This is a genomic window from Sediminibacterium roseum (assembly GCF_009939005.1).
Lineage (GTDB): Bacteria > Bacteroidota > Bacteroidia > Chitinophagales > Chitinophagaceae > Sediminibacterium > Sediminibacterium roseum.
This window is the reverse complement of the sequence record NZ_JAACJS010000015.1, coordinates 1,199,470-1,220,168: the sequence shown is the minus strand read 5'-3', so window position 1 is coordinate 1,220,168 and position 20,699 is coordinate 1,199,470. Positions and strand designations below refer to the sequence as shown.

15 protein-coding genes are annotated in these 20,699 nt (G+C 49.3%); 4 read left to right on the top strand and 11 right to left on the bottom strand.

Features of this window, described 5'->3' with window-relative positions:
- The first annotated feature begins 5 nt into the window (after nucleotides 1-5).
- Nucleotides 6-1,934 carry a protein-disulfide reductase DsbD family protein gene (locus GWC95_RS16515; RefSeq protein ID WP_161819819.1) on the top strand — a complete coding sequence of 643 codons (1,929 nt, stop codon included), beginning with the start codon at nucleotides 6-8 and terminating at the stop codon, nucleotides 1,932-1,934.
- A 76-nt stretch (nucleotides 1,935-2,010) separates the two neighbouring features.
- Here GWC95_RS16515 and GWC95_RS16510 read toward each other — a convergent pair whose 3' ends face one another.
- Nucleotides 2,011-2,592 (bottom strand): RNA polymerase sigma factor, encoded by a 582-nt coding sequence (locus tag GWC95_RS16510; protein ID WP_161819818.1) that lies wholly within the window; start codon nucleotides 2,590-2,592, stop codon nucleotides 2,011-2,013.
- A 276-nt stretch (nucleotides 2,593-2,868) separates the two neighbouring features.
- Between GWC95_RS16510 and uvrA the strand changes: the two genes are divergently transcribed.
- Complete coding sequence (uvrA, locus tag GWC95_RS16505; RefSeq protein ID WP_161819817.1) at nucleotides 2,869-5,715, top strand: excinuclease ABC subunit UvrA; 2,847 nt, start codon at nucleotides 2,869-2,871, stop codon at nucleotides 5,713-5,715.
- 89 nt (nucleotides 5,716-5,804) lie between these two features.
- Here uvrA and GWC95_RS16500 read toward each other — a convergent pair whose 3' ends face one another.
- Together GWC95_RS16500 and GWC95_RS16495 are read right to left on the bottom strand one after the other, a co-directional pair.
- Nucleotides 5,805-6,227 (bottom strand): DUF4293 domain-containing protein, encoded by a 423-nt coding sequence (locus tag GWC95_RS16500; protein ID WP_161819816.1) that lies wholly within the window; start codon nucleotides 6,225-6,227, stop codon nucleotides 5,805-5,807.
- A 43-nt stretch (nucleotides 6,228-6,270) separates the two neighbouring features.
- Complete coding sequence (locus tag GWC95_RS16495; RefSeq protein ID WP_161819815.1) at nucleotides 6,271-7,551, bottom strand: serine hydroxymethyltransferase; 1,281 nt, start codon at nucleotides 7,549-7,551, stop codon at nucleotides 6,271-6,273.
- Nucleotides 7,552-7,793: 242 nt separating this feature from the next.
- Here GWC95_RS16495 and GWC95_RS16490 point away from each other — a divergent pair, with 242 nt between their 5' ends.
- The gene (locus GWC95_RS16490; protein ID WP_161819814.1) at nucleotides 7,794-8,786 is read left to right on the top strand and encodes a sugar phosphate nucleotidyltransferase; all 993 of its coding nucleotides are present in this window, start codon (nucleotides 7,794-7,796) and stop codon (nucleotides 8,784-8,786) included.
- Here the strand turns inward: GWC95_RS16490 and GWC95_RS16485 are convergent.
- Complete coding sequence (locus GWC95_RS16485) at nucleotides 8,783-9,004, bottom strand: hypothetical protein (protein ID WP_161819813.1); 222 nt, start codon at nucleotides 9,002-9,004, stop codon at nucleotides 8,783-8,785. The genes GWC95_RS16490 and GWC95_RS16485 overlap by 4 nt on opposite strands.
- 54 nt (nucleotides 9,005-9,058) lie before the next feature.
- On the opposite strand from GWC95_RS16485, the gene GWC95_RS16480 reads away from it, so the two are divergent.
- The gene (locus GWC95_RS16480) at nucleotides 9,059-9,994 is read left to right on the top strand and encodes an NAD(P)H-dependent flavin oxidoreductase (RefSeq protein WP_161819812.1); all 936 of its coding nucleotides are present in this window, start codon (nucleotides 9,059-9,061) and stop codon (nucleotides 9,992-9,994) included.
- A gap of 101 nt (nucleotides 9,995-10,095) precedes the next feature.
- On the opposite strand, the gene GWC95_RS16475 is transcribed toward GWC95_RS16480, so the two are convergent.
- The 7 genes from GWC95_RS16475 to guaB form a co-directional block, all read right to left on the bottom strand.
- The gene (locus GWC95_RS16475; protein ID WP_161819811.1) at nucleotides 10,096-10,590 is read right to left on the bottom strand and encodes a DinB family protein; all 495 of its coding nucleotides are present in this window, start codon (nucleotides 10,588-10,590) and stop codon (nucleotides 10,096-10,098) included.
- 18 nt (nucleotides 10,591-10,608) lie between these two features.
- Nucleotides 10,609-11,364: an SDR family NAD(P)-dependent oxidoreductase gene (locus GWC95_RS16470; RefSeq protein WP_161819810.1), complete on the bottom strand. Its 756-nt coding sequence runs from the start codon at nucleotides 11,362-11,364 to the stop codon at nucleotides 10,609-10,611.
- A 125-nt stretch (nucleotides 11,365-11,489) separates the two neighbouring features.
- Complete coding sequence (locus GWC95_RS16465) at nucleotides 11,490-14,171, bottom strand: T9SS type B sorting domain-containing protein (protein ID WP_161819809.1); 2,682 nt, start codon at nucleotides 14,169-14,171, stop codon at nucleotides 11,490-11,492.
- Between the two features lie 202 nt (nucleotides 14,172-14,373).
- Nucleotides 14,374-17,001, bottom strand: coding sequence for a PKD domain-containing protein (locus GWC95_RS16460; protein ID WP_161819808.1), 2,628 nt, complete (start codon nucleotides 16,999-17,001; stop codon nucleotides 14,374-14,376).
- A gap of 11 nt (nucleotides 17,002-17,012) precedes the next feature.
- Nucleotides 17,013-17,816 carry an alpha/beta fold hydrolase gene (locus GWC95_RS16455; protein ID WP_161819807.1) on the bottom strand — a complete coding sequence of 268 codons (804 nt, stop codon included), beginning with the start codon at nucleotides 17,814-17,816 and terminating at the stop codon, nucleotides 17,013-17,015.
- Nucleotides 17,817-17,831: 15 nt separating this feature from the next.
- Entirely contained in the window at nucleotides 17,832-18,962 is a 1,131-nt protein-coding gene (locus tag GWC95_RS16450; RefSeq protein ID WP_161819806.1) for a lipoprotein N-acyltransferase Lnb domain-containing protein, read from the bottom strand.
- 166 nt (nucleotides 18,963-19,128) lie between these two features.
- Nucleotides 19,129-20,628, bottom strand: a complete 1,500-nt coding sequence (guaB, locus tag GWC95_RS16445; protein WP_161819805.1) for an IMP dehydrogenase — start codon at nucleotides 20,626-20,628, stop codon at nucleotides 19,129-19,131.
- Between the last annotated feature and the right edge of the window lie 71 nt (nucleotides 20,629-20,699).

Below are 20,699 nucleotides of genomic sequence, written 5' to 3'. Positions count from 1 at the left end.
CGCCAATGAAAAAACTACTGCTGCTCACTTTTATTTTATTCGCTGGTGTTTTTGGCGTGTCTGCACAGGGAGACAGCCTGTTGCATTGGCAGACACAGGTCAAAAAAACAGCTGCGGGGCTTTACGAGTTGTATGCAAAAACAACCGTACCGCAGGGATGGTACGTGTTTGGCCACAACCCTTCTTCCGAAGGGCTCGAAGGTGCGGGGTTTGTGTTGCAATATGAAAATGCAAGTTTGCCCGGGCCGGTACAATATATTTCACCCGCACATTTTGTAAACGATGCAACGTTCGGGAAAGTGAACGTTTTTACCGGTGTTGTTGAAATGCGCCAGGTAATGCGCATCAATGGATTTGTTCCGAAAGTGATCAAGGGAACCATCAACGCTTCCATCGCGAAGGCGGGTGAGTTCTATCCCACGGAAATTCCTTTTGAAGTGATGCCCGAAGACGGCGTGGAAGCCGCGGCGTCGGCATCATCCATCAAAGTGGCATCGATCGACATCAACAATGCCCTTGCATCCTGCGGCACAAAGAACGAGGTGGTAAAGAGCAGTGTGTGGGGAATATTTTTATTGGGCTTCCTCGGTGGATTGATCGCGTTGCTTACACCCTGTGTTTTTCCAATGATCCCGGTAACGGTTTCGTTCTTCACAAAAAAAGCGAAGACACGGAGGGGCGCCATCCAGAACGGGATGCTCTACGGTTTTTTTATTTTCCTCATTTACCTGATGGCGAGTGTTCCTTTCCATGTATTGGGAAATGTGCAGCCCGAGATCTTCAATAACATATCCACCAACCCCTGGTTGAACCTTGTATTTTTTATCATCTTCGTTTTCTTCGCCATTTCATTCTTCGGTTATTTTGAGCTGACGCTGCCAAGCAATATCGCCAGCAAAGCAGATTCAAAAAGCGGGCTGGGCAGTATCGGCGGGATATTTTTTATGGCGCTTACACTGGCCATTGTTTCCTTCTCCTGCACCGGCCCTATCCTGGGATCGCTGCTGGTAGGATCGCTGAGTGGCGGCGCATGGCAATTGACCACAGGGCTTGCCGGTTTCGGCCTCGCACTTGCCTTGCCTTTCGCGTTGTTTGCGATCTTTCCGGATTGGCTGCAGTCTTTACCAAAATCAGGCGGCTGGCTCGATACCGTAAAAAAAGTACTTGCCTTTGCAGAGCTCGGCCTTGCGCTCAAGTTCTTGTCCAATGCAGATCTCGTAATGCACTGGGGCTTTTTGAAACGGGAAATATTTATCGGGCTCTGGGTTCTTATATCCATCGGTTTAACCCTGTATCTTTTTGGCGTGCTGCTGTTGCCGCACGATTACAAGGGGATGAAGATCAGCCCTACGCGGAAAGTACTGGGCGGTGTTGCATTGTTGTTCACTTTGTACCTGCTGCCGGGGTTAACGAATACGAGGTATGCGAACCTTCGGTTGCTGAGCGGTTTTCCACCGCCATTGACATACAGCATCTACAACAAGCCTCCGGATCACATCGTAAACGATTATGCAAAAGCAGTTGAACTTTCCAGGGCGCAGAACAAACCGATCCTGATCGATTTTACAGGATGGGCCTGTGTGAACTGCCGTAAAATGGAAGAGAATGTGTGGACGGTGCCCGCGGTAGACGAATACATCAAACAAAATTTCATCCTGGTTTCATTGTATGTGGATGACAAAGGGAAATTACCTGCAGATCAGCGCATCCTCAATTACAAGACCGTGAACGGAGGAACAAAGGACATCATCAGCATCGGCGATAAATACGCCACTTTCCAGTCGGAAAACTTTGCTCAGACCACACAACCGTTGTATGGCATCCTGGACGGAAAAGAGAGGCTGCTCAACAACCCGGTGGGCTATACACCCAATGCAACGGAATACCTGAACTGGTTGAAATGCGGTAAGGAAGCATTTGATAAGAACAAATAAATAAAACGATTTCGATAAATGACAAAGCCCCTGCATCCAGGGGCTTTGTCATTTAAATTTATCCGGAGCTGGCCGCTTACAAAGCGATCTGCTTTTCAATCATCATTTTCCTGAGGTTGATCAATCCATAACGCATACGCCCCAAAGCCGTGTTGATGCTGCAGTTGGTAATGGTAGCGATCTCTTTGAAACTCATGTTGGCAAAATGCCTGAGCACAATGATCTCGCGCTGCTCTTCAGGCAGGAGATCGAGCATGCGGCGAACGCGTTCGTGGCTTTGTCCCTGCATGATCTTACTGTCTGGCCCCTCTTCCGATATCTGCAGGATCTCAAAAATATCTTTGTTGTCGCTCGTGCGGATGGCGGGCGTTCTTTTTACTTTCCTGAAATAATCAACACAGAGATTGTGCGAGATGCGAAGCGCCCAGGGAAGGAATTTGCCTTCTTCGGTATAACGTTTGTTTTTCAACGTGTCGATGATCTTGATGAACACGTCCTGGAACAGGTCCTCGGCAAGGTAGCTGTCCTTTACAAAGAAAAGAATGGAGGAGAATATTTTATCCTTATACCGGTAGATCAGGGTTTCAAAGGCAGCGGCATCGCCATCCTGAAAGGCCCGTATCAGTTCCGTATCAGACGCCTGGTCCAATGTTCTCATAGATTCATTTTTGAGTCGGGTGGTACAAATCCAGGATATCGGCAACTTTTTATTGAGTGCTCCTGGACTAACTCATTATCTTTCAACGACAAATTATACATCTTTTCATATCTGGTAAGGTTTGTGGAAAAGATGATTTTCGGGGGGGAAGGTTATACACATTTTCAGGCGGTTCGGGCTTTGTAGCCGGTTGGGTATGAACACTTTAAAAAAGATAAAAAATTTAGTATTTACTAATGTTATTAGCGAATAATTCTGTTTACATTTGGGATGCATATGGCAACAAAAACAAAGGCCCCCAGGCTCGAAAAAACAACAGGCGATACAGGCGATATTCTGGTAAAAGGTGCGCGCACGCACAATCTTAAAAATGTTACGGTAAGTTTTCCGCGCAACAAACTCATCGTGGTTACAGGTGTTTCCGGTAGTGGAAAATCTTCGCTTACCATTGATACATTGTTTGCGGAAGGGCAACGCCGCTACGCCGAAAGTTTGAGCGCCTATGCCAGGCAGTTCATGGCGCGTATGGTGAAGCCCGATGTTGATTACATCAAGGGGCTTTGTCCCGCGATCGCCATCGAACAAAAAGTGATCACGCGAACGCCACGCAGTACGGTGGGCAGTATGACGGAGATCTACGATTACCTGCGCCTTCTTTTTGCACGCGCCGGTAAAACCATCTCGCCCGTTAGCGGAAAGGAAGTGAAGAAAGACGATGTGGCTGATGTGATGAGTGCCATCCAGCAAATGCCGCACGGTACAAAAGTGGTGATCATCGTTCCGTTTAAACAACACGCCAAACGCGATGCGCGCGAAGAACTGAATATTTTGTTGCAAAAAGGTTTTACGCGTATGTACCTGCGTGAAGCGCCGGCCGGCAATGGTGAATCGGCTTCCGAGATCGCAAGAATAGAAGAGCTGCTCGAGTTACCGGATAAAGAACTGAAAAAGAAAACAGGTGGCGGTTCAACATCGGCGTACGTTTTGGTAGACCGCATCGTTGCCAAAGAATTTGACGAAGACGATATCCATCGTTTGTCAGATTCCATCGGCACTGCTTTTTACGAGGGCGAAGGAGAAATGAATGTTGAGGTGGATAATAAAAAGATGCTTCACTTCAGCAACAAGTTTGAGCTGGACGGGATCGTGTTCGAAGAGCCGGTACCGAATCTTTTTTCGTTCAACAATCCATATGGCGCCTGTCCTACCTGCGAGGGCTTCAGCCAGGTACTGGGTATAGATGCCGATCTTGTTATTCCCGATAAACGTTTGAGTGTTTACGAAGGCGCCGTTGCGCCCTGGAAAGGCGAGAAGCTGGGCTGGTGGCGCGAGCAGTTTGTGAAGAGTGCGGGCAAATCTGGCTTCCCGATCCACAAGCCGGTCATCGATCTTACAAGAGAACAATACAAACAATTGTGGGAGGGTGCGGGCAATGCCCAGGGCATCAACGATTTTTTCAAAGAAGTGGAGCAGAACCTGTACAAGGTACAATACCGTGTTTTGCTGAGCAGGTACCGCGGCCGCACCAACTGCCCGGATTGTGAGGGATATCGTTTGCGCAAAGAAGCTTTGTATGTAAAAGTGGCGGGCAAACACATCGGCGAATTGTGCGAACTGCCGGTGAGGGATCTGAAAACATGGTTTGATAAACTGCAGTTGTCTGAGCACGATAAGCAGGTAGCCAAAAGAATTTTGATAGAAGTGCACCAACGTTTGCAGACACTGATCGATGTTGGGCTCGGCTATCTTACACTCAACCGCCTCGCCAACTCACTGAGCGGCGGCGAGAGCCAGCGCATACAGCTTACGCGGAGCCTGGGGAGCAACCTCACCAATTCGCTGTACATACTCGATGAACCCTCCATCGGTTTGCATTCGCGCGATACGGTGCGCCTGATAGGCGTATTGAAATCGCTGCGCGACCTGGGTAATACCGTGGTAGTGGTTGAACACGATGAGATGATGATGCGCGAAGCGGATTACATCATCGATATGGGCCCGCTTGCTTCGCATCTTGGCGGGGAAGTGGTGGCGATGGGTAATTATGATGAGATCGTTGCAGACAAAGACAGTCTTACCGGGAAATACCTCACCGGCAAACTCAGCATAGACGCACCAAAACACGTGCGTAAATGGACGCGCAGCATCAAGGTGGAAAATGCGAGGCAGAACAACCTGAAAGACATTACGGTTGAGTTTCCGTTGAATACCCTTTGCGTGGTGAGCGGGGTAAGTGGAAGCGGTAAGACAACCTTGATCAAACAGATCCTGGTTCCTGCCCTGCAGAAGCTAAAAGGAGAGTTTTCGGAAAAGGTGGGGTTGCATAAAAACATCAGTGGCGATATCGATTATATTTCGCAGGTGGAGATGGTAGACCAGAACCCGATCGGTAAATCATCGCGAAGCAATCCTGTAACCTATATCAAAGCCTATGACGCGATACGTGAATTGTATGCAAAGCAAAACCTCGCAAAAACACGCGGGTTCCAGCCCAAGCATTTTTCTTTTAACGTAGATGGCGGCCGTTGCGATACCTGCAAGGGTGAGGGCGAGCAGATTGTTGAAATGCAGTTTTTGGCGGATGTACATCTCACGTGCGAATCGTGCGGCGGCAAACGTTTCAAAGAAGAAGTGCTGGAGGTTCATTACAAGAACAAAAGCGTGTTTGATGTACTGGATATGAGCGTGGATGAGGCGATCGAATTCTTTGCCGATGAAAAACAGATACGCAATGCCATTCAGCCGTTGCAGGATGTTGGCCTTGGCTACATCAAACTCGGCCAAAGCAGCGATACGCTTAGCGGCGGAGAGGCACAACGCGTAAAACTGGCGAGTTTCCTCGGTAAGGGAAAAGGAATAGGCCATATGCTGTTTGTGTTCGATGAACCAACAACGGGACTGCATTTTCACGACATCAAAAAACTGCTTGCTTCCTTCAATGCCTTGATAGAACAAGGGCATTCACTTATCGTGATCGAACACAATACGGATGTGATCAAATCGGCCGACTGGATCATCGATCTCGGCCCCGAAGCCGGCGATGCGGGCGGAACCTTGGTGTATGCAGGTGTGCCTGCCGGGTTGAAGAAAGTGAAGGAGAGTTATACCGGGAAATTTCTTTAAGCATCCAGCCCGTAAACATTTAATAGCAAACAATAAGGCCGATGAATATCATCGGCCTTATTGTTTGCTATTGATCCCGCCTGCAGGCACTATCGCAAACGGTCAACGCTTTTCACAAGCTTCTCATCTTTGTAGATCGCGCGCGCTGCCATCAGCAGGAATATGGGGATGGCGATGGCAATCAGGCAGGAAAGGTTGTACGTCCATTCTCCAGCCACATAGGCGCCCTTAGCTACATAGAACATGATAATATTGAGAAGGGAGAATACGAAAAGCACAAGCGCAACCTTCCATTGAAGTCCCCTGTTCTTGTAAAGAAATATGGTTACGAGCGAGCCCGCTGCAACGATGACCGTAAGGATCATGAGCAGCATATAACTCATCGCAGTGAATTGACTGAACACTTTTGCATTGTTCACAAGAATGTTGCCGCTGAAAAAGGGCAACTTCAGGGTCATGAATGCGCACAGTGATGCGAGCAGCAGCCACAGTGATTGTAAACGTTGTATCATAAGAAAAATTTAGTTGCTGTTTGTAAAACCAACAATAATCATGCTAGCCCAGTTCAGGATACAAAGCGAACTGGGTCATAAAATCGTTCACATCTTTTTTTACCTGGGCGATGATGTTTGTGTCATCCGCATTCATCAACACCTGGTCTATCGCGTTTACAACAAACTGCATGTGTTCTTCTTTCATGCCCCTTGTTGTAATGGCCGGTACGCCAAGACGGATGCCTGATGTTACGAACGCGCTTTTGTCGTCGTACGGAACCATGTTTTTGTTTGCGGTGATATCGGCCATTACCAATGCCTGTTCTGCTTTTTTGCCGCTGATGTTTTTGTTGCGAAGGTCGATCAGCACAAGATGGTTGTCTGTTCCGCCGCTGATGATCTGGTATTCTTTGGCAACAAGCGCTTTTGCAAGCGCCTGTGAGTTTTTGATTACCTGGTTGGCGTAATCGGTATAGGCATCGGTCAATATTTCACCGAAGGCTACTGCTTTTGCGGCGATCACATGTTCCAGCGGCCCACCCTGGATACCCGGGAAAACGGCCATATCGAGCAGGTTGCTCATCATGCGTATGTTCCCTTTCACATCTTTCAATCCAAACGGATTTTCAAAATCCTTGCGCATCATGATGATGCCGCCGCGTGGCCCGCGTAATGTTTTGTGCGTGGTGGATGTTACAAAATGACAATGATCGAAAGGATCGTTCAACAAGTTCTTGGCGATCAGTCCTGCCGGGTGCGCTATATCCGCCATCACCAGGGCGCCTACCTCGTCGGCCACTTTGCGGATGCGTTCGTAGTCCCAGTCGCGGCTGTATGCACTCGCGCCACAGATGATCATTTTCGGTTTTACCTCTCTTGCTTTTGCCTCGAGCATTTCGTAGTCAACCCTTCCTTCTTCGCGGGTAACGCCGTAAAAATTGGGTTGGTACAGTTTGCCGCTGTAGTTAACGGCAGAGCCGTGTGTGAGGTGGCCGCCCATGCTGAGATCGAGCCCCAGGATGGGGTCGCCCGGTTGCAGTACCGCCAGCGCAACGGCGGCATTGGCCTGCGCCCCGCTGTGCGGCTGAACGTTGGCATATTCTATGTTGAAGATCTGTTTGAGGCGGTCGATGGCCAGCTGTTCTGTCTGGTCAACAATTTCGCAGCCCGCATAATAGCGGCGGCCGGGATACCCTTCGGCGTATTTGTTGGTGAGTACGCTGCCCATGGCCTGGATCACCTGCAGGCTGGTAAAATTTTCAGAAGCGATCAGTTCAATGCCATGACGTTGTCTTTCCAGTTCCTGTTTGATCAGGTCGAATACCAGGGTATCTCTTTGCATTAGCTTGTTGTTTTGCCGCAAAGATAGCTGTGCGCTGCGACCTATGTGCCGAAGGGTCTTTTTTTGTGGAAAAAACCGATAAAAAGGGATGGAACGGCGTTTGGCAGGCAACCCGCGGCCCGGAGCTGGCAGCGGATAGCTGTTTTTTCCCTATTTTGCGCCTCCTGAGAATGTGTCTGGCATACATGATGGTGTATGTGAGGTATGGCAGTGCACTGTTTTCAAACATAAATGGAACCCCCATGAAAGCGATCATCCCCGTTGCCGGAGCCGGTACCAAATTAAGACCGCATACCTATACCCAACCGAAGGCCCTGATACCGATCGCAGGAAAGACCATCCTGAGTTTTATTGTTGACCAGTTGCGCGATGCCGGTATACAGGAATTTATTTTTATCGTAGGATACCTGGGCGAAAAGATCCAGGATTATGTAAAGGAAAATTACCCCGACCTGACCACTCATTTCGTTTTCCAGAACGAAAGACAGGGAACGGGCCACGCGATAGAGCTTACCCGGAACATTGTGGGCAACGACGAAGTGTTTGTGGCATTGGGCGATACCATTTGCGAGTACGATGTAAAGGAAGTGGTGAACAGCGAATACAGTATGCTTGGCATCAAGAAAGTGGATGATCCAAGAAATTTTGGTGTGGCGTCTGTCGGCGAAGACGGGTTTATAGAGCAGGTGGTGGAGAAACCGGCGATACCCAAAAGCAATATGGCGCTTGTGGGGTTGTATAAGATCAAGGAAACGCATTTCCTTTTCGAGTGCCTGCACCATCTTTTTGCGCAGGACATCCGCACTTTTGGCGAATACAATCTTACCGATGCGCTCGACTGCATGATCAAACGCGGCGCCAAGTTCCAGGCGTTCAAAGTGAAGAACTGGTTTGATTGCGGCAAGAAAGAAACCCTGCTGGAGAGCAACGCCACCCTACTGAAAAAATTCGGGGGCAATACAGAAGGCAATCACTGTTACAAAGACACCATCATCATTCCGCCCGTCAGCATAGCGCCGGGCTGTGATATCTCGAATGCGATCATCGGGCCGCATGTGGCCATTGGCGCCAATACGTCTATCAAACATTCAATCGTAAGAGACAGCATCATCGGGTCCTATACTACTTTGTATGAAGTGGTGCTCGACAATTCCCTGATCGGCAGCGATGCTTCGGTGAGAGGGTTGAGCCGAAGCCTTAATATTGGGGATAATACAGAGATAGATTTCGGTTAATGGGGTCTTAGTCTTAGCTCACTTCGCCTTTTCCTTAGCCTTTCTTCGAGTTGTTCTATCGTGGTTGTCGCTGCTGTTCCTGCTTCGTGGTCGGCAATCCGTTTTTTTAATTCGATCCATTGTCCGGCACTCAGTTCGTTCTCATAAACTACCTCCGGTTCGGCCGGTTTTCCCTGCGCAATCCCGCTCCCCGCTGCCTGTATTTGGTGTTTTGCCATTGCGCAAGTTTTAATAAAGTTACCAATTAAATATTGATTTTTTAAATTGCACACATGAATACCTCTAACCGGATCACAACCTTGTTCCAGGTACAGTACCCGATCGTACAGGCGGGAATGATCTGGGCGAGTGGATGGAAACTTGCCAGTGCAGTGAGCAATGCCGGCGCACTGGGCCTGCTCGGCGCCGGAAGCATGTACCCGCCTGTATTGCGCGAACACATCCGGCAGTGTAAAGCGGCTACCGCCAAACCCTTCGGCGTGAATATTCCTTTGATGTATCCTGATGTGAAAGAACTGATCGATATCATCATCGACGAAAAAGTACCTGTTGTTTTTACAAGCGCGGGTAATCCCAAAACATGGACCGCATACCTGAAAGAAAATGGCATCACCGTTGTGCACGTGGTAAGCAGCAGCAAATTTGCACTAAAGGCTGAAGAAGCCGGTTGCGATGCGGTGGTTGCCGAAGGCTTTGAAGCCGGCGGCCATAACGGCCGTGAAGAAACGACTACGATGGTATTGGTGCCGGTGGTAAAAGAAGCCGTTAAGATACCCGTAATTGCCGCAGGCGGCATTGCCACCGGCAGGCAAATGCTTGCAGCGATGGTACTGGGCGCAGATGGCGTTCAGATCGGGAGCCGTTTTGTTTGCACACCGGAAGCATCTTCGCATATGGCATTCAAACAGGCGGTAGTAGAAGCAGGCGAAGGAGACACGCAACTCAGTATGAAAAAATTAATGCCCGTACGTCTTCTCAAAAATCATTTTGCTACCGAGGTTCGCGATGCAGAATTGCGTGGCGCTACCGAAGAAGAGCTCCGTCAATTGCTCGGCCGCGCCCGCGCCAAAAAAGGCATGTTCGAAGGCGATCTGGCCGAAGGTGAACTCGAGATAGGACAAGTGAGCGCACTTATCCATGAAATAAAACCCGCCGCCGATGTGGTGAATGAGATCGTTGCTGAGTTTGAAAAATTACGATCTGAATAGTAAGATTGTTTCTTACATCTTGGGAAATAGCAAATCCCTAATAAACAAGAAGCGAATCTTACCGATCCGCTTCTTGTTTATAAATGTACAGGTTTATATCTCTAATCTGCCTGTGGTAAGAACGTCATCGCTTCCCATTCTTCTTTTGAGGGGCCGTAAATGCCGGGTACTTTTAATCCTGCGGCGCGCATCAAAACAGTGAGCTGGCCGCGGTGATGGATCTGGTGCACTACTGTTACCCAAAGAGCAAACCCTTTCTTCCAGCTTTCTCCGTACATCGGCGTTTCTTCCTGCAGGGTATCGTCGTTCCACTGTGTGAGTGCGGCTGTTACTGCGGCCGTATTTTTTTTGTAGGCCTCTACCAGCTCGTGTACGGTATGAAATTTTATTTTTTCATAACCCGCAACAGGCAATCCTGCTTCGTGCGGAATACCGGCGGCACAATCTACGATGTGGTTGGCCAGGCGATCGATCGTTCTGTAATCATTCACATATTCTTTCGTAAGACTTTCATCTGTCAGGTTGTTAAGACACGCAAGTGTTGATGCCGTTTCTGATTCCCAGATGTCGCTGAAATGCCGGATGGAGCTGAACATAGTTTTGGTGTATTGTTTTTATTTGTGAAAATAAATTGAATCGGCCTGCGCCGTACAGGTTACGGTAAGATCATTGATGCAAACGTTGGGCGGAAGTGTTGCGCAATAGTAGGTCACACCTGCAACATCATCTGCATACAAAGGAACAAAACCATCGTAAACCTGTTTTGCCTTTCCTTCATCTCCTTTGAAACGAACGATTGAAAATTCTGTTTCTGCCGCCCCGGGATTGATCGTGGTTACCTTGATCGCATGTTGCAAAAGATCTATGCGCATCGATTTGCTCAGTGCACCCACTGCAAATTTTGTTGCGCAATAGCCATTGCCATCTTTGTAAACTTCTTTTCCCGCAGTAGAACCGATGTTGATCACATGCCCTTTTTTTCTCGCGATCATAAAAGGCAGCACAGCCTTGGTAACATACATGATCCCTTTCAGGTTGGTGTCGACCATGGTATCCCAGTCGTCGAGGCTGGCGTTTTCGAAACTGTCTCTCCCCAAGGCGAGTCCTGCATTGTTTACAAGCACATCAATCGACTGCCATTCTCCAGGGATCTGTGTGATGGCGGCGAATACTTCATCCCGTTTCTGAACATCAAATACCAATGGAAGCGTTTTGATCGCGTGTGCCGATTCCAGTTCTTTTGCCAAAGCCGAAAGCCTGTCTTCCCTTCTCCCCGTGATGATACAGTTCCATCCCCCGGCCGCAAATTTTTCAGCGATCGCTTTTCCAAAACCGGAAGTGGCGCCGGTGATCAGAATGATTTTTTCCATAAAAATGTGTTGGCTGCGAAGGTAGGGAATATGGTGAATAGTAAACGGCAGGTGGCGGTCGCTGAATGCGGCCAGAAGCGTAGCAAATAACAATCAGTCCCGGATATTTTTCATTCACCAGCCTCTTACCGTATCAAAACAACTGTGCCTTTCCTTGAGATCACGTTCCCGAGAAAATCCACGCCGGATGTGATGTACACATAGGTGCCACTGGGTTGCGGCGAGCCGTTAAAGTTGCCGTCCCATCCTTTGTTTTGTTCGCTGGTGGTGAAGACGAGTTGTCCCCATCGATTGTAAATACTGAAGTAATTCAGTTTGGATATCCCAAGCAGCACCGGCCGGCTCACATCGTTTTTTCCATCGCCGTTTGGTGTAAAGCCGGAAGGCACGAGAATATCCGGCGCCGATTTGTATACCCGCACTTTTACCTGGTCCTCTGCATAACACGCGCCAATGCTCACGCGCACCGTGTACACCATGGTATCGTATGTTTTATCGAGCGTGGCGATCGGGTTTGCAATATTGATGGCGCTCAGGCCGGTGGCCGGCGACCACAGATAGGTGGTTCCCCCGGTGGCTTCCAGTTGCAGTGGTTGTCCTGCAACCACCGCCGTATCCCTGCCCGCATTGGCAATGATGGGAGGAGTAACCGTTACGATCACCGTATCTGTTTTTGCATTCAAACAGCCGGCCGTATTGGTGGCGCTGAGAATGTACATGGTTGTTTTCGTTGGGCCCGCAATCGGGTTCAATGTATTTGGGTTGATGAGCGACGAGGCCGGCGTCCATGAATATTTTGTTGCGTTGGATGATCCGTTCAACTGCACACGCGACCCGTAACAGATCGTAACATCGTTGCCCGCGGCAGCGAGCGGGTAAGGCGATACGGTTACAAACATAGAATCTACCGCCTGGCATTTCCCGAGGTTGGCCGTTACGTAATAACGTGTGCTTACAAGCGGCTGAACAAGCGGGTACTTCACATCCTCCACGTTTTCGCCGGTGGAGGCGGTCCACAGGTATTGCAACGCATGGCTAACGGGCCGCAGCCTGAACGTGTCTGTCTGGCAAACCCCCGTATCCAACCCTGCTTTCACAGCAATGAACGGAAGCACGTTTACCGTAACGGAATCTGTGTTTGTGCAGCCATTGTCGCTCACGGTAACGTAATATTTCGTGGTATCTGTGGGATAGACCAATGGTGTTGCGGTGTTCCTGTTCAATATTCGTGTTGCATTGGGGCCGGTACCGGCGGGCGACCATACTACGGACCCCGATGTAATGTTCGATCGAAGCATAAGCGTATCGATGCTGCAGATCAATGTGTCTTTGAACGGAAGGCTGAGAGAGGGTCTGTCGAGTATGGTGAATGGCCGGGTGATGGTATCAATGCAACCGATGTTGTTGGCAACGACCAGTTGTAGCTGAACGGTGCCCGGCGAAGTATATTTCCATGCGGTATCTTTTGCCCGGGCGGTGTCTGCTAGTGTAGAAACATCGCCGAAGTTCCAGAGACGGCTGGTTACCGTTCCGTATTTGATGGTTGAGGTGTCTTTGAAAATATAATTGTTGAGAAGACAAGAGCCGGTAACGGTGAATCCTGTTTTAAAACCGGGATACACTTTTACCAGTGCGGTTGTAGAATCTTCGCATCCGTTAACGGTTGCCACTTTGAGTTTAACGGTGAATGTGCCGCTGTCTTTTCCGCTTTTCAGGTAATCATACGATGGGGTGGGGTTGGTAGATGTATCTGTTGTGATTCCCGCCACGCCAAAATCCCATAAATAGGAATTGATATTGGAACTGGTTGATTCGTTCTCGAAAAAAAGAGTGGTGCCCGTACAACTAATGTAGGTTGGCTTCAACACGGCTCCTGTGAGTGTGCACGAATTGACACGCAACGTAAAATCTTTCCGGTGATTGGAAATGATCTTTCCCGCTCTCCATTCTGTAATACAAACCGTAACCACATACCTGCCCGGCGTTCCAGGGGCTATGCCCGATATAATGCCTGTAACAGGATCGATCACAGCCAGGTCGCCGAGCGGCGTGGAACCTGTATAGCCGGCGTTGTATGCTACATTGTTATAAGGCGGATAACTGTAATTGGAAGTAGCAGCAGAATTAATGGTGAGTCCCCTGTCGAAAGCTGAACAAAGGCTGTACGACAATGAGTCGCCTGCATCGGGATCGTTTGCCCCGAAGTCCAGAATGAACTTGCCGCCTGCGCAAACCAGCGTGGTATCTTTCAACGCAAAAACAGGACTGGAGTTTACACCCACCGGTAATGCGGTTGTGCCCGGGATATTGCCCGTATACGTTGCGCCTTCGTTTTGTGCGGGATTGGAATAAACGTTCACGATATTCACCGTTCTGCAACAGGTTTGAAACGTTACGGTGTAACCCGCAGCGCTGTTGGGAAGGTCTCTTGTAAAAGTAAAAACACCCACCTGGTAGCAAATCGGTTTTGGGGGCGCCGGTGAAATGCAGGGGTTGAGCGTACCCAATTGGATCGTGTTAAAACTTGCCCTTGTTACATTGATGCCTAACTCGTAAAGGGTAGATGGGCTGGAATTGTTGTAAATATTTACAATGACACTGGCTGGCATATCAGCAGTCATGGTACCAGGCGCCGGTGGATCCGGGTCACACTCCCTAAACAACCTTAATGAGATCTCGTACCGGGATGTATTTGCAGTGCCCCCCGGCCCGATGTATTTGTAGAACACTTCACCACCCGCAATATGCCCGGCAAAGGAATAAGCAGCAGAGAAAAGGATCAGTAAAAGGAAAATAATGCGTTTCATACCTCGGTTCCGTTGCCAAAATAAACCTATCTGGGAGAACAGTCCCGTTTTTGGGGCAGTTATCTGATCATTTAACGGTGTTGCAACACTTTAATGAGGTTAAAAGAGAGAGGATCGCTGCTTTGGCGGTCATTTTACTGTGAACAAGATCAGGTAAAGCTTGGTAACAGGTTGAGAAATCATACCGGAAATATTTCATACACTACCTGATCAACACCACCGTTCCCTTACGGTACACCACTTTTCCCGTGTAATCGACACCCCTTGCCTGGAACACATAAGTTCCGCTCGGCTGTTCCGCTCCATTAAAACGGCCATCCCATCCTTTGCCAAACTCGGTTGTATTGAACAGAAGTTGCCCCAGACGGTTGTAAACCTGGAAGAAGTTCAGCTTCGCAATACCGATCGTGACCGGCTGAAGCACATCATTCTTTCCATCCGTATTGGGCGTGAAGCCTGTTGGCACAAGTATATCCGGGCCGGTCCTGAAGATCCTTACCAATACATCGTCATCGGCAAAACATCCATATTGATCCGTAACACGCACATAGTAACGGATCGTATCCGCCTCATTTGAAAAGATCGCCGTAGGGTCTGCGATGTTCGTAGCCGATAAATAAGATTCCGGGCTCCAGGAATACGTTACGCCCCCTGTTGCCTGCAGGCGCAAGGGCTGCCCAACCGTTGCCGTGGTATCGTTTCCTGCGAATGCGTGAACCGGCGGCGCCACGATAACCGTGATGCTATCGCTTACAATCTTCGGGCAACCCAGTGTATCCCGCACATAAGCCACATAGGTTGTTGTTCTGGAAGGCCCGGCCACCGGGTTTTTCGTGGTAAAGCCAACGAGCGTTGCCGATGGCGTCCAGTTGATGTAAGCCGCCTTCACAATGCTGTGCAGCTGCGCGCGCGACCCGATGCAGATGGCGGTGTCAGGCCCCACGGTAACACTTGGGTATGGCACCGAACGGATCGTTACCGTGTCCCTTGCCTGGCATTTGCCCAGGTTCGCGGTTACATAATATTTTGTATCAACAAGCGGTTGCGCGGCGGGATATTTTACGGGAGGCAGTTTTTCGCCCGTTGAACTTGCCCATTGGTATTGCAATCCATGGCTGACGGGATGAAGTTCTATTTTATCTGTACTGCAGATCAAAGAATCTTTACCCAACTCAACCGTGATCGATTGCAGCACGTTGATGGTTACCGTATCAGAATTGGTGCATCCCTGGTTGGAAAGGGTTACGATGTACCGGGTGGTATCCTTTGGAAAAACAAGCGGCGTACCGGTATTGCCGAAAAGAATGTTCTTGTTTGGCGACCATGAATACGTACCGGGATCGGTCATAGGTATCGCCAATGTATCGATCGCGCAGATCAATGTGTCTTTGAAAGGAAGATGCACCTCGGGTTTATCGCGCACCACAAAATCCTTGTACACACTGTCAATACATCCCTTTGAATCGGACACAACAAGCCCTATGTTTTTTGTACCCGGGTCTTTGTACTTGTAAGTCGGATTTTTTAAGGAAGATATATCAGCGGTTGTAGACGCATCACCAAAGTTCCAGCGCCAGCTGTTGGGCGTTCCGTATTTTGATGTTGTGCTGTCTATAAAACGGTACGGCAAAAAATAACAGGCACCCGCAACACCGAAACCGGGTTTGAAACCCGGGTACACCACCACTTCCGCACTGTCTACACCCACACAACCTTTTGGCCCGTGCACGGTGAGCCGCACCATAAAACGGCCCGTGTCTGCATAATTGAAATCAACCAGCGGCAGGGTCGAGCTGCTGCCGGCCTTGTCTCCAAATTCCCACAAATAACCCGTGATGGCAGATGAGGTGGATTGGTTTTCGAAATGAACGATCGTTGTGTCTTTGCATTGCACGATCTTATCAGGAAGATCCGCTTCCACAAAATCGCAGCTTTGTGTTTTGAGGATAAAGTCTTTGCGGTGTTCCGAAATTATTTTTCCATTGCGCCATTCCGTGATGCAAACACTTACCACGTAACCATTTTTATCGCGTGTTCCTGCTGTAGTGCGGCCCACGGGCGGCACAATACCACTGATGATCCCCGTTCGCGGGTCTATGGTAACGCCCGCACCCAAGGGCATATCGCCCGTGAATCCCCCGCCATACGGCAAACCTTCGAGCGTGAGCGTAGAAGGTGGCTGCGACTCGCTCCGGATAGATGAACCATATCCTTCACAAAAAGAATAGGAAAGTGAATCGCCGTCTTCATCCGTTGCACCAAAATCAAGCACGAATTTTTTGCTTGAACAAACCAGCGCCGTATCGCGCACATTAAAACGCGGTGAGCTGTTGTGGCCGGCGCCGAGCACATTTGTGCCGGGTATCTTGGTTACATACGTACTGCCCACACTTGTTTCCTGAGATAAATTGTTGATGTAATCGATGCGGTCCTTGCCATGGCGCACCACGGTGTATCCGTCTTCCGTATCGCGCAGCACAATCGTTGCCTGCGATACCGCCATCTGGTAGCAAACCCTCGGGTCGCCCACCAGGCAGGGAAACTTGGATGTATTGAGGGAAAGTGTTGTTACGTCGGTGGGTTTGGGCAAAGACAGTGTGGTAACCAAAACGCCTTTCGAATAAAAGCCAACATTGATCACTTCCGATTCCAGGCGCGGGCCGGGCGATTCGCAATCCCTGAACAATCGCATCGTAATCAGGTAAACGCTTGTTCCGGGTGTGGTACCGGCTCCTACATATTGGTACATGATCTCTCCACCTGCCACATGTCTCGCCGTTGCAGAAATACATAACAGAAAAAACACCACTATGAAGAAATACTTCTTCATGCATCCGGAAATTAATGATTGAGAAAAGACAACAGGTGCCGGTTCAATAAATCCGGTGCTTCCCACATGCCCATGTGCCCTGAATCCTGTAACACATGAATATACGAAATGTTGGGGAGCGAAACCTGTTTTATCACGTCGGCGAGTGGCGCTGCCACATCTTCGGTACCTATTACGAACAGCACCGGTAAAGAGTTGCTTAACAGCACGTGCGTGCGGTCGGGCCGCAGCATCATGGCCCTGGTATACTGCTGGAGCGATTGTTTGGAGAAGGAGGCGCCGGCATCGATCAAAGCCTGCACGCTTTCGGGGTGCTCGGTTTTGAACTTTGCTGCAAACAGGTTGGGGGTTGTATTTTTAAGGAAAGCCAGCGATCCATATTCTTCTATCATCGCAATGCTTTTTTCCCTGTTTTTTTTCTTTTCCTCACCATCCGCAAACGCAGTTGAATGCACCAGCCCGAAACGATGCAACGAAGCCGGGTATTTTTCTGCGAAAGCAAGCGTGATGTATCCTCCCATGCTATGGCCAAGCATGGCGCAGGGGACTGTTTTTTCTTCCTGTAGCAATGCATACAGGCAATCTGCATATACATCGATCATGTTTGAATCAAACCGATCGGCATCCAGTAAATCAGAACCACCGCTGCCCGGCAGGTCCGGAACAATGAGTGTGAAATATTCCCGTAAAAAATCAACCTGTTTTTTCCATACCGATCCGTCTTCTCCAAAACCATGCACAAGTACTACCGGCGCGCCCTGCCCTTCTATGTTGTAGGCAATCTTTGATTGGTTGTATGTAAAGTGTTTACGCAAGGTTTTGATTGATTGTTATTTTCTCAAGGCATAACTACGTACCAGCATCAGCAAAACGATCGGCAGCACGGCGATGTTGATCTGTTGCGGAATAAAGTACCATCCGATCAGGGTAAATGCATAAACGGCCACGCAGCATGATAAATACCCCTTCAGCCATTTTGGTTTTTTCCACAGCGCAAAAGCAACAACGAGGTTGGTTGGCAATGCCCACAAAAGGTTGTAATTGGCGCCACAGGCTTTGTGATCCGTGCCAAACCACATGAACAGAAGGAAGCAACCAAGCAAACCGGTGAGCAGGAAAAATGCAACATCGAAAAACCGCGTGATGCTTCTTGCCGTACTGTTGTTCTTCGATGAAATATAAAGCACAACCAGCACTATGGCAGTAAATGCATACAGGGGCATATTGGTATTTTTCCGCGGCGCGTTACCCGGGTTGTGAATGAGCTGTTTACTGCGCAGTATGTTTTTGCTGTGAACAGAACTGTCAACCCCCTTCATCAGGTAATCGGGCAGGAACATCGATTCTGCAATGTTCACTTTCCAGTCCATCCTGCTGCCCAGCAACAGGTCGATGCCCAGTTTGCTCCAGGGTTGTGCCCCCCTGTCGAGGTACTCGTGCAGCATGTTCCGGAACGTTGTTTTTTCGGGAACGAGTTGCCGGTCTGCTTTCAGCCCCGCATATTTCATGAGCATGTCCCTCACGCGCGTGGTGCAGTTGTCGTAGTTGAAAATGTATTTGTAATAACGCGCCGCGCCGGCCAGGTTCGCGTTCAGCGCTTCGCGGATCGCCGTCTTCTCTTCACCTGTTAACAACAATTCCTGTTCGGTTACCGTTCTTCTTTCGTACACGTATGCCTGCATGAAGTCTGGAAAATATTCTGCCGACAACATATAATCCAGCGTGCCGCGTGTAAATTTTACGTAGAAGTCGGGATCGTTGAAATCGAATGTGCCGTAGTTGTAAACAATATCGGTTTGTTTTGAACTATCGGTGATGCGGATGGCCGTATGGCCAAAAACAGAATACAATTCATCTCCCTGTCCGCAGGTTAGCAAACTCACGCGCAGGTGCGAAGAGTCTTGTGCATTTATCTGGCAAGCAACCGATGAAATGAAAAGCAGTAGCAGTATCTTTTTCAACAATATTTTTTTTAAAGTTAGGAAGAAAGATACAAGAACCCGACGACGGCAGCAGGACGGCTCAAATAAAAAGCAGGAGCAGGAATGAAGAAACAACCAGTTTCCTGGTATTGTCTTCAGCCTGGTCCTGCTTAACAAGGATGATTTATCCTGTCGTAATCAAAAATCAGCCCCTGCTGTAATTAGGCGCTTCTTTGGTAATGGCAACATCGTGTGCGTGACTTTCTTTCATGCCCGCATTCGTGATCTTCACAAAAGTGGCCTGTTGCAAAGCCTTGATGTCTTTTGCACCGCAATAACCCATGCCGGAGCGGAGCCCGCCGGTATATTGGTAAACGATCTCGTTCAGGAAACCTTTGTAGGCCACGCGTCCTTCGATGCCTTCGGGAACAAATTTTTTCACATCCTGTTCTGCATCCTGGAAGTAGCGGTCGCCACTGCCCTGGCTCATTGCGCCAAGGCTTCCCATACCCCTGTATTCCTTGAATTTGCGGCCCTCGTAAATGATGGTATCGCCGGGGCTCTCTTCAACGCCTGCAAACACGCTGCCCATCATCACCACGTTCGCACCGGCGGCAAGTGCCTTCACCATATCGCCTGTATAACGGATCCCGCCATCGGCGATCACGGGTATGTTTTTTCCTTTCAGTGCCTTGCTTGCTTCCATGATGGCCGTGAGCTGCGGAACACCGGCACCCGCAACGATCCGCGTGGTACAGATGGAGCCGGGGCCTATGCCTACTTTTACACAATCCGCGCCCGCTTCTGCCAATGCTTTTGCACCTGCTGCGGTACCGATGTTTCCTGCGATGATCGGCAGTGTCCTGAAATTTTTACGCAGTGCCTTCAATGCCTGTATCACGCCCTTGCTGTGGCCGTGCGCGCTGTCCAATGTAACAATATCAACACCCACCGATTGAAGTGCGGCCGCCCTTTCCATCAGGTCCTGCGTAATGCCCAATGCGGCACCCACCAACAGTCTTCCCACGTTGTCTTTGGCAGCGAATGGATAATTGCGCAACTGTAAAATATCACGGTACGTGATGAGCCCGATCAGTTTGCCCTGTTTATTGACAACGGGTAATTTTTCAATTTTATACTGGCGGAGTATTTTTTCTGCTTTTTTAAGATCGGTTCCTTCGGGTGCGGTGATGAGGTTGGTTTTTGTCATCACTTCTTTCACTTTTCTCTTCCTGTCGTGTTCAAAACGAAGATCCCGGTTGGTGAGGATGCCTACGAGTTTTTGCTGCGCATCAACGATGGGTATACCGCCGATCTTGTTGTCTTTCATCAAACGCAACGCATCGCCGATCGTGGCATCGACCAGCAGGGTGATGGGATCGATGATCATCCCGCTCTCACTGCGTTTTACCTTGCGCACCTGCTCTGCCTGGCGCTCGATGCTCATGTTCTTGTGCAGGATACCAAGGCCCCCTTCGCGTGCCAACGCAATGGCCAGGCTGGCTTCGGTAACAGTGTCCATGGCTGCGGAGAGCATGGGAATATTAAGTACGATGTCTTTGGTAAGGTTTGAACGGATGTCTACCTCGCGCGGAAGCACTTCGCTGAATGCCGGCATCAGCAAAACATCATCGAACGTAAGGCCTTCACCGAATAATCTTGATTGAGTTGGGTTGTTGAGGGAGGAGTTGTTTCTTGTTGCCATGTGCAAAGATAGGGTGACGGGCAAATAGGTGCCAAAAAAAGTTCCCGGTAACGAAAGCCGCAAGGGAAGAG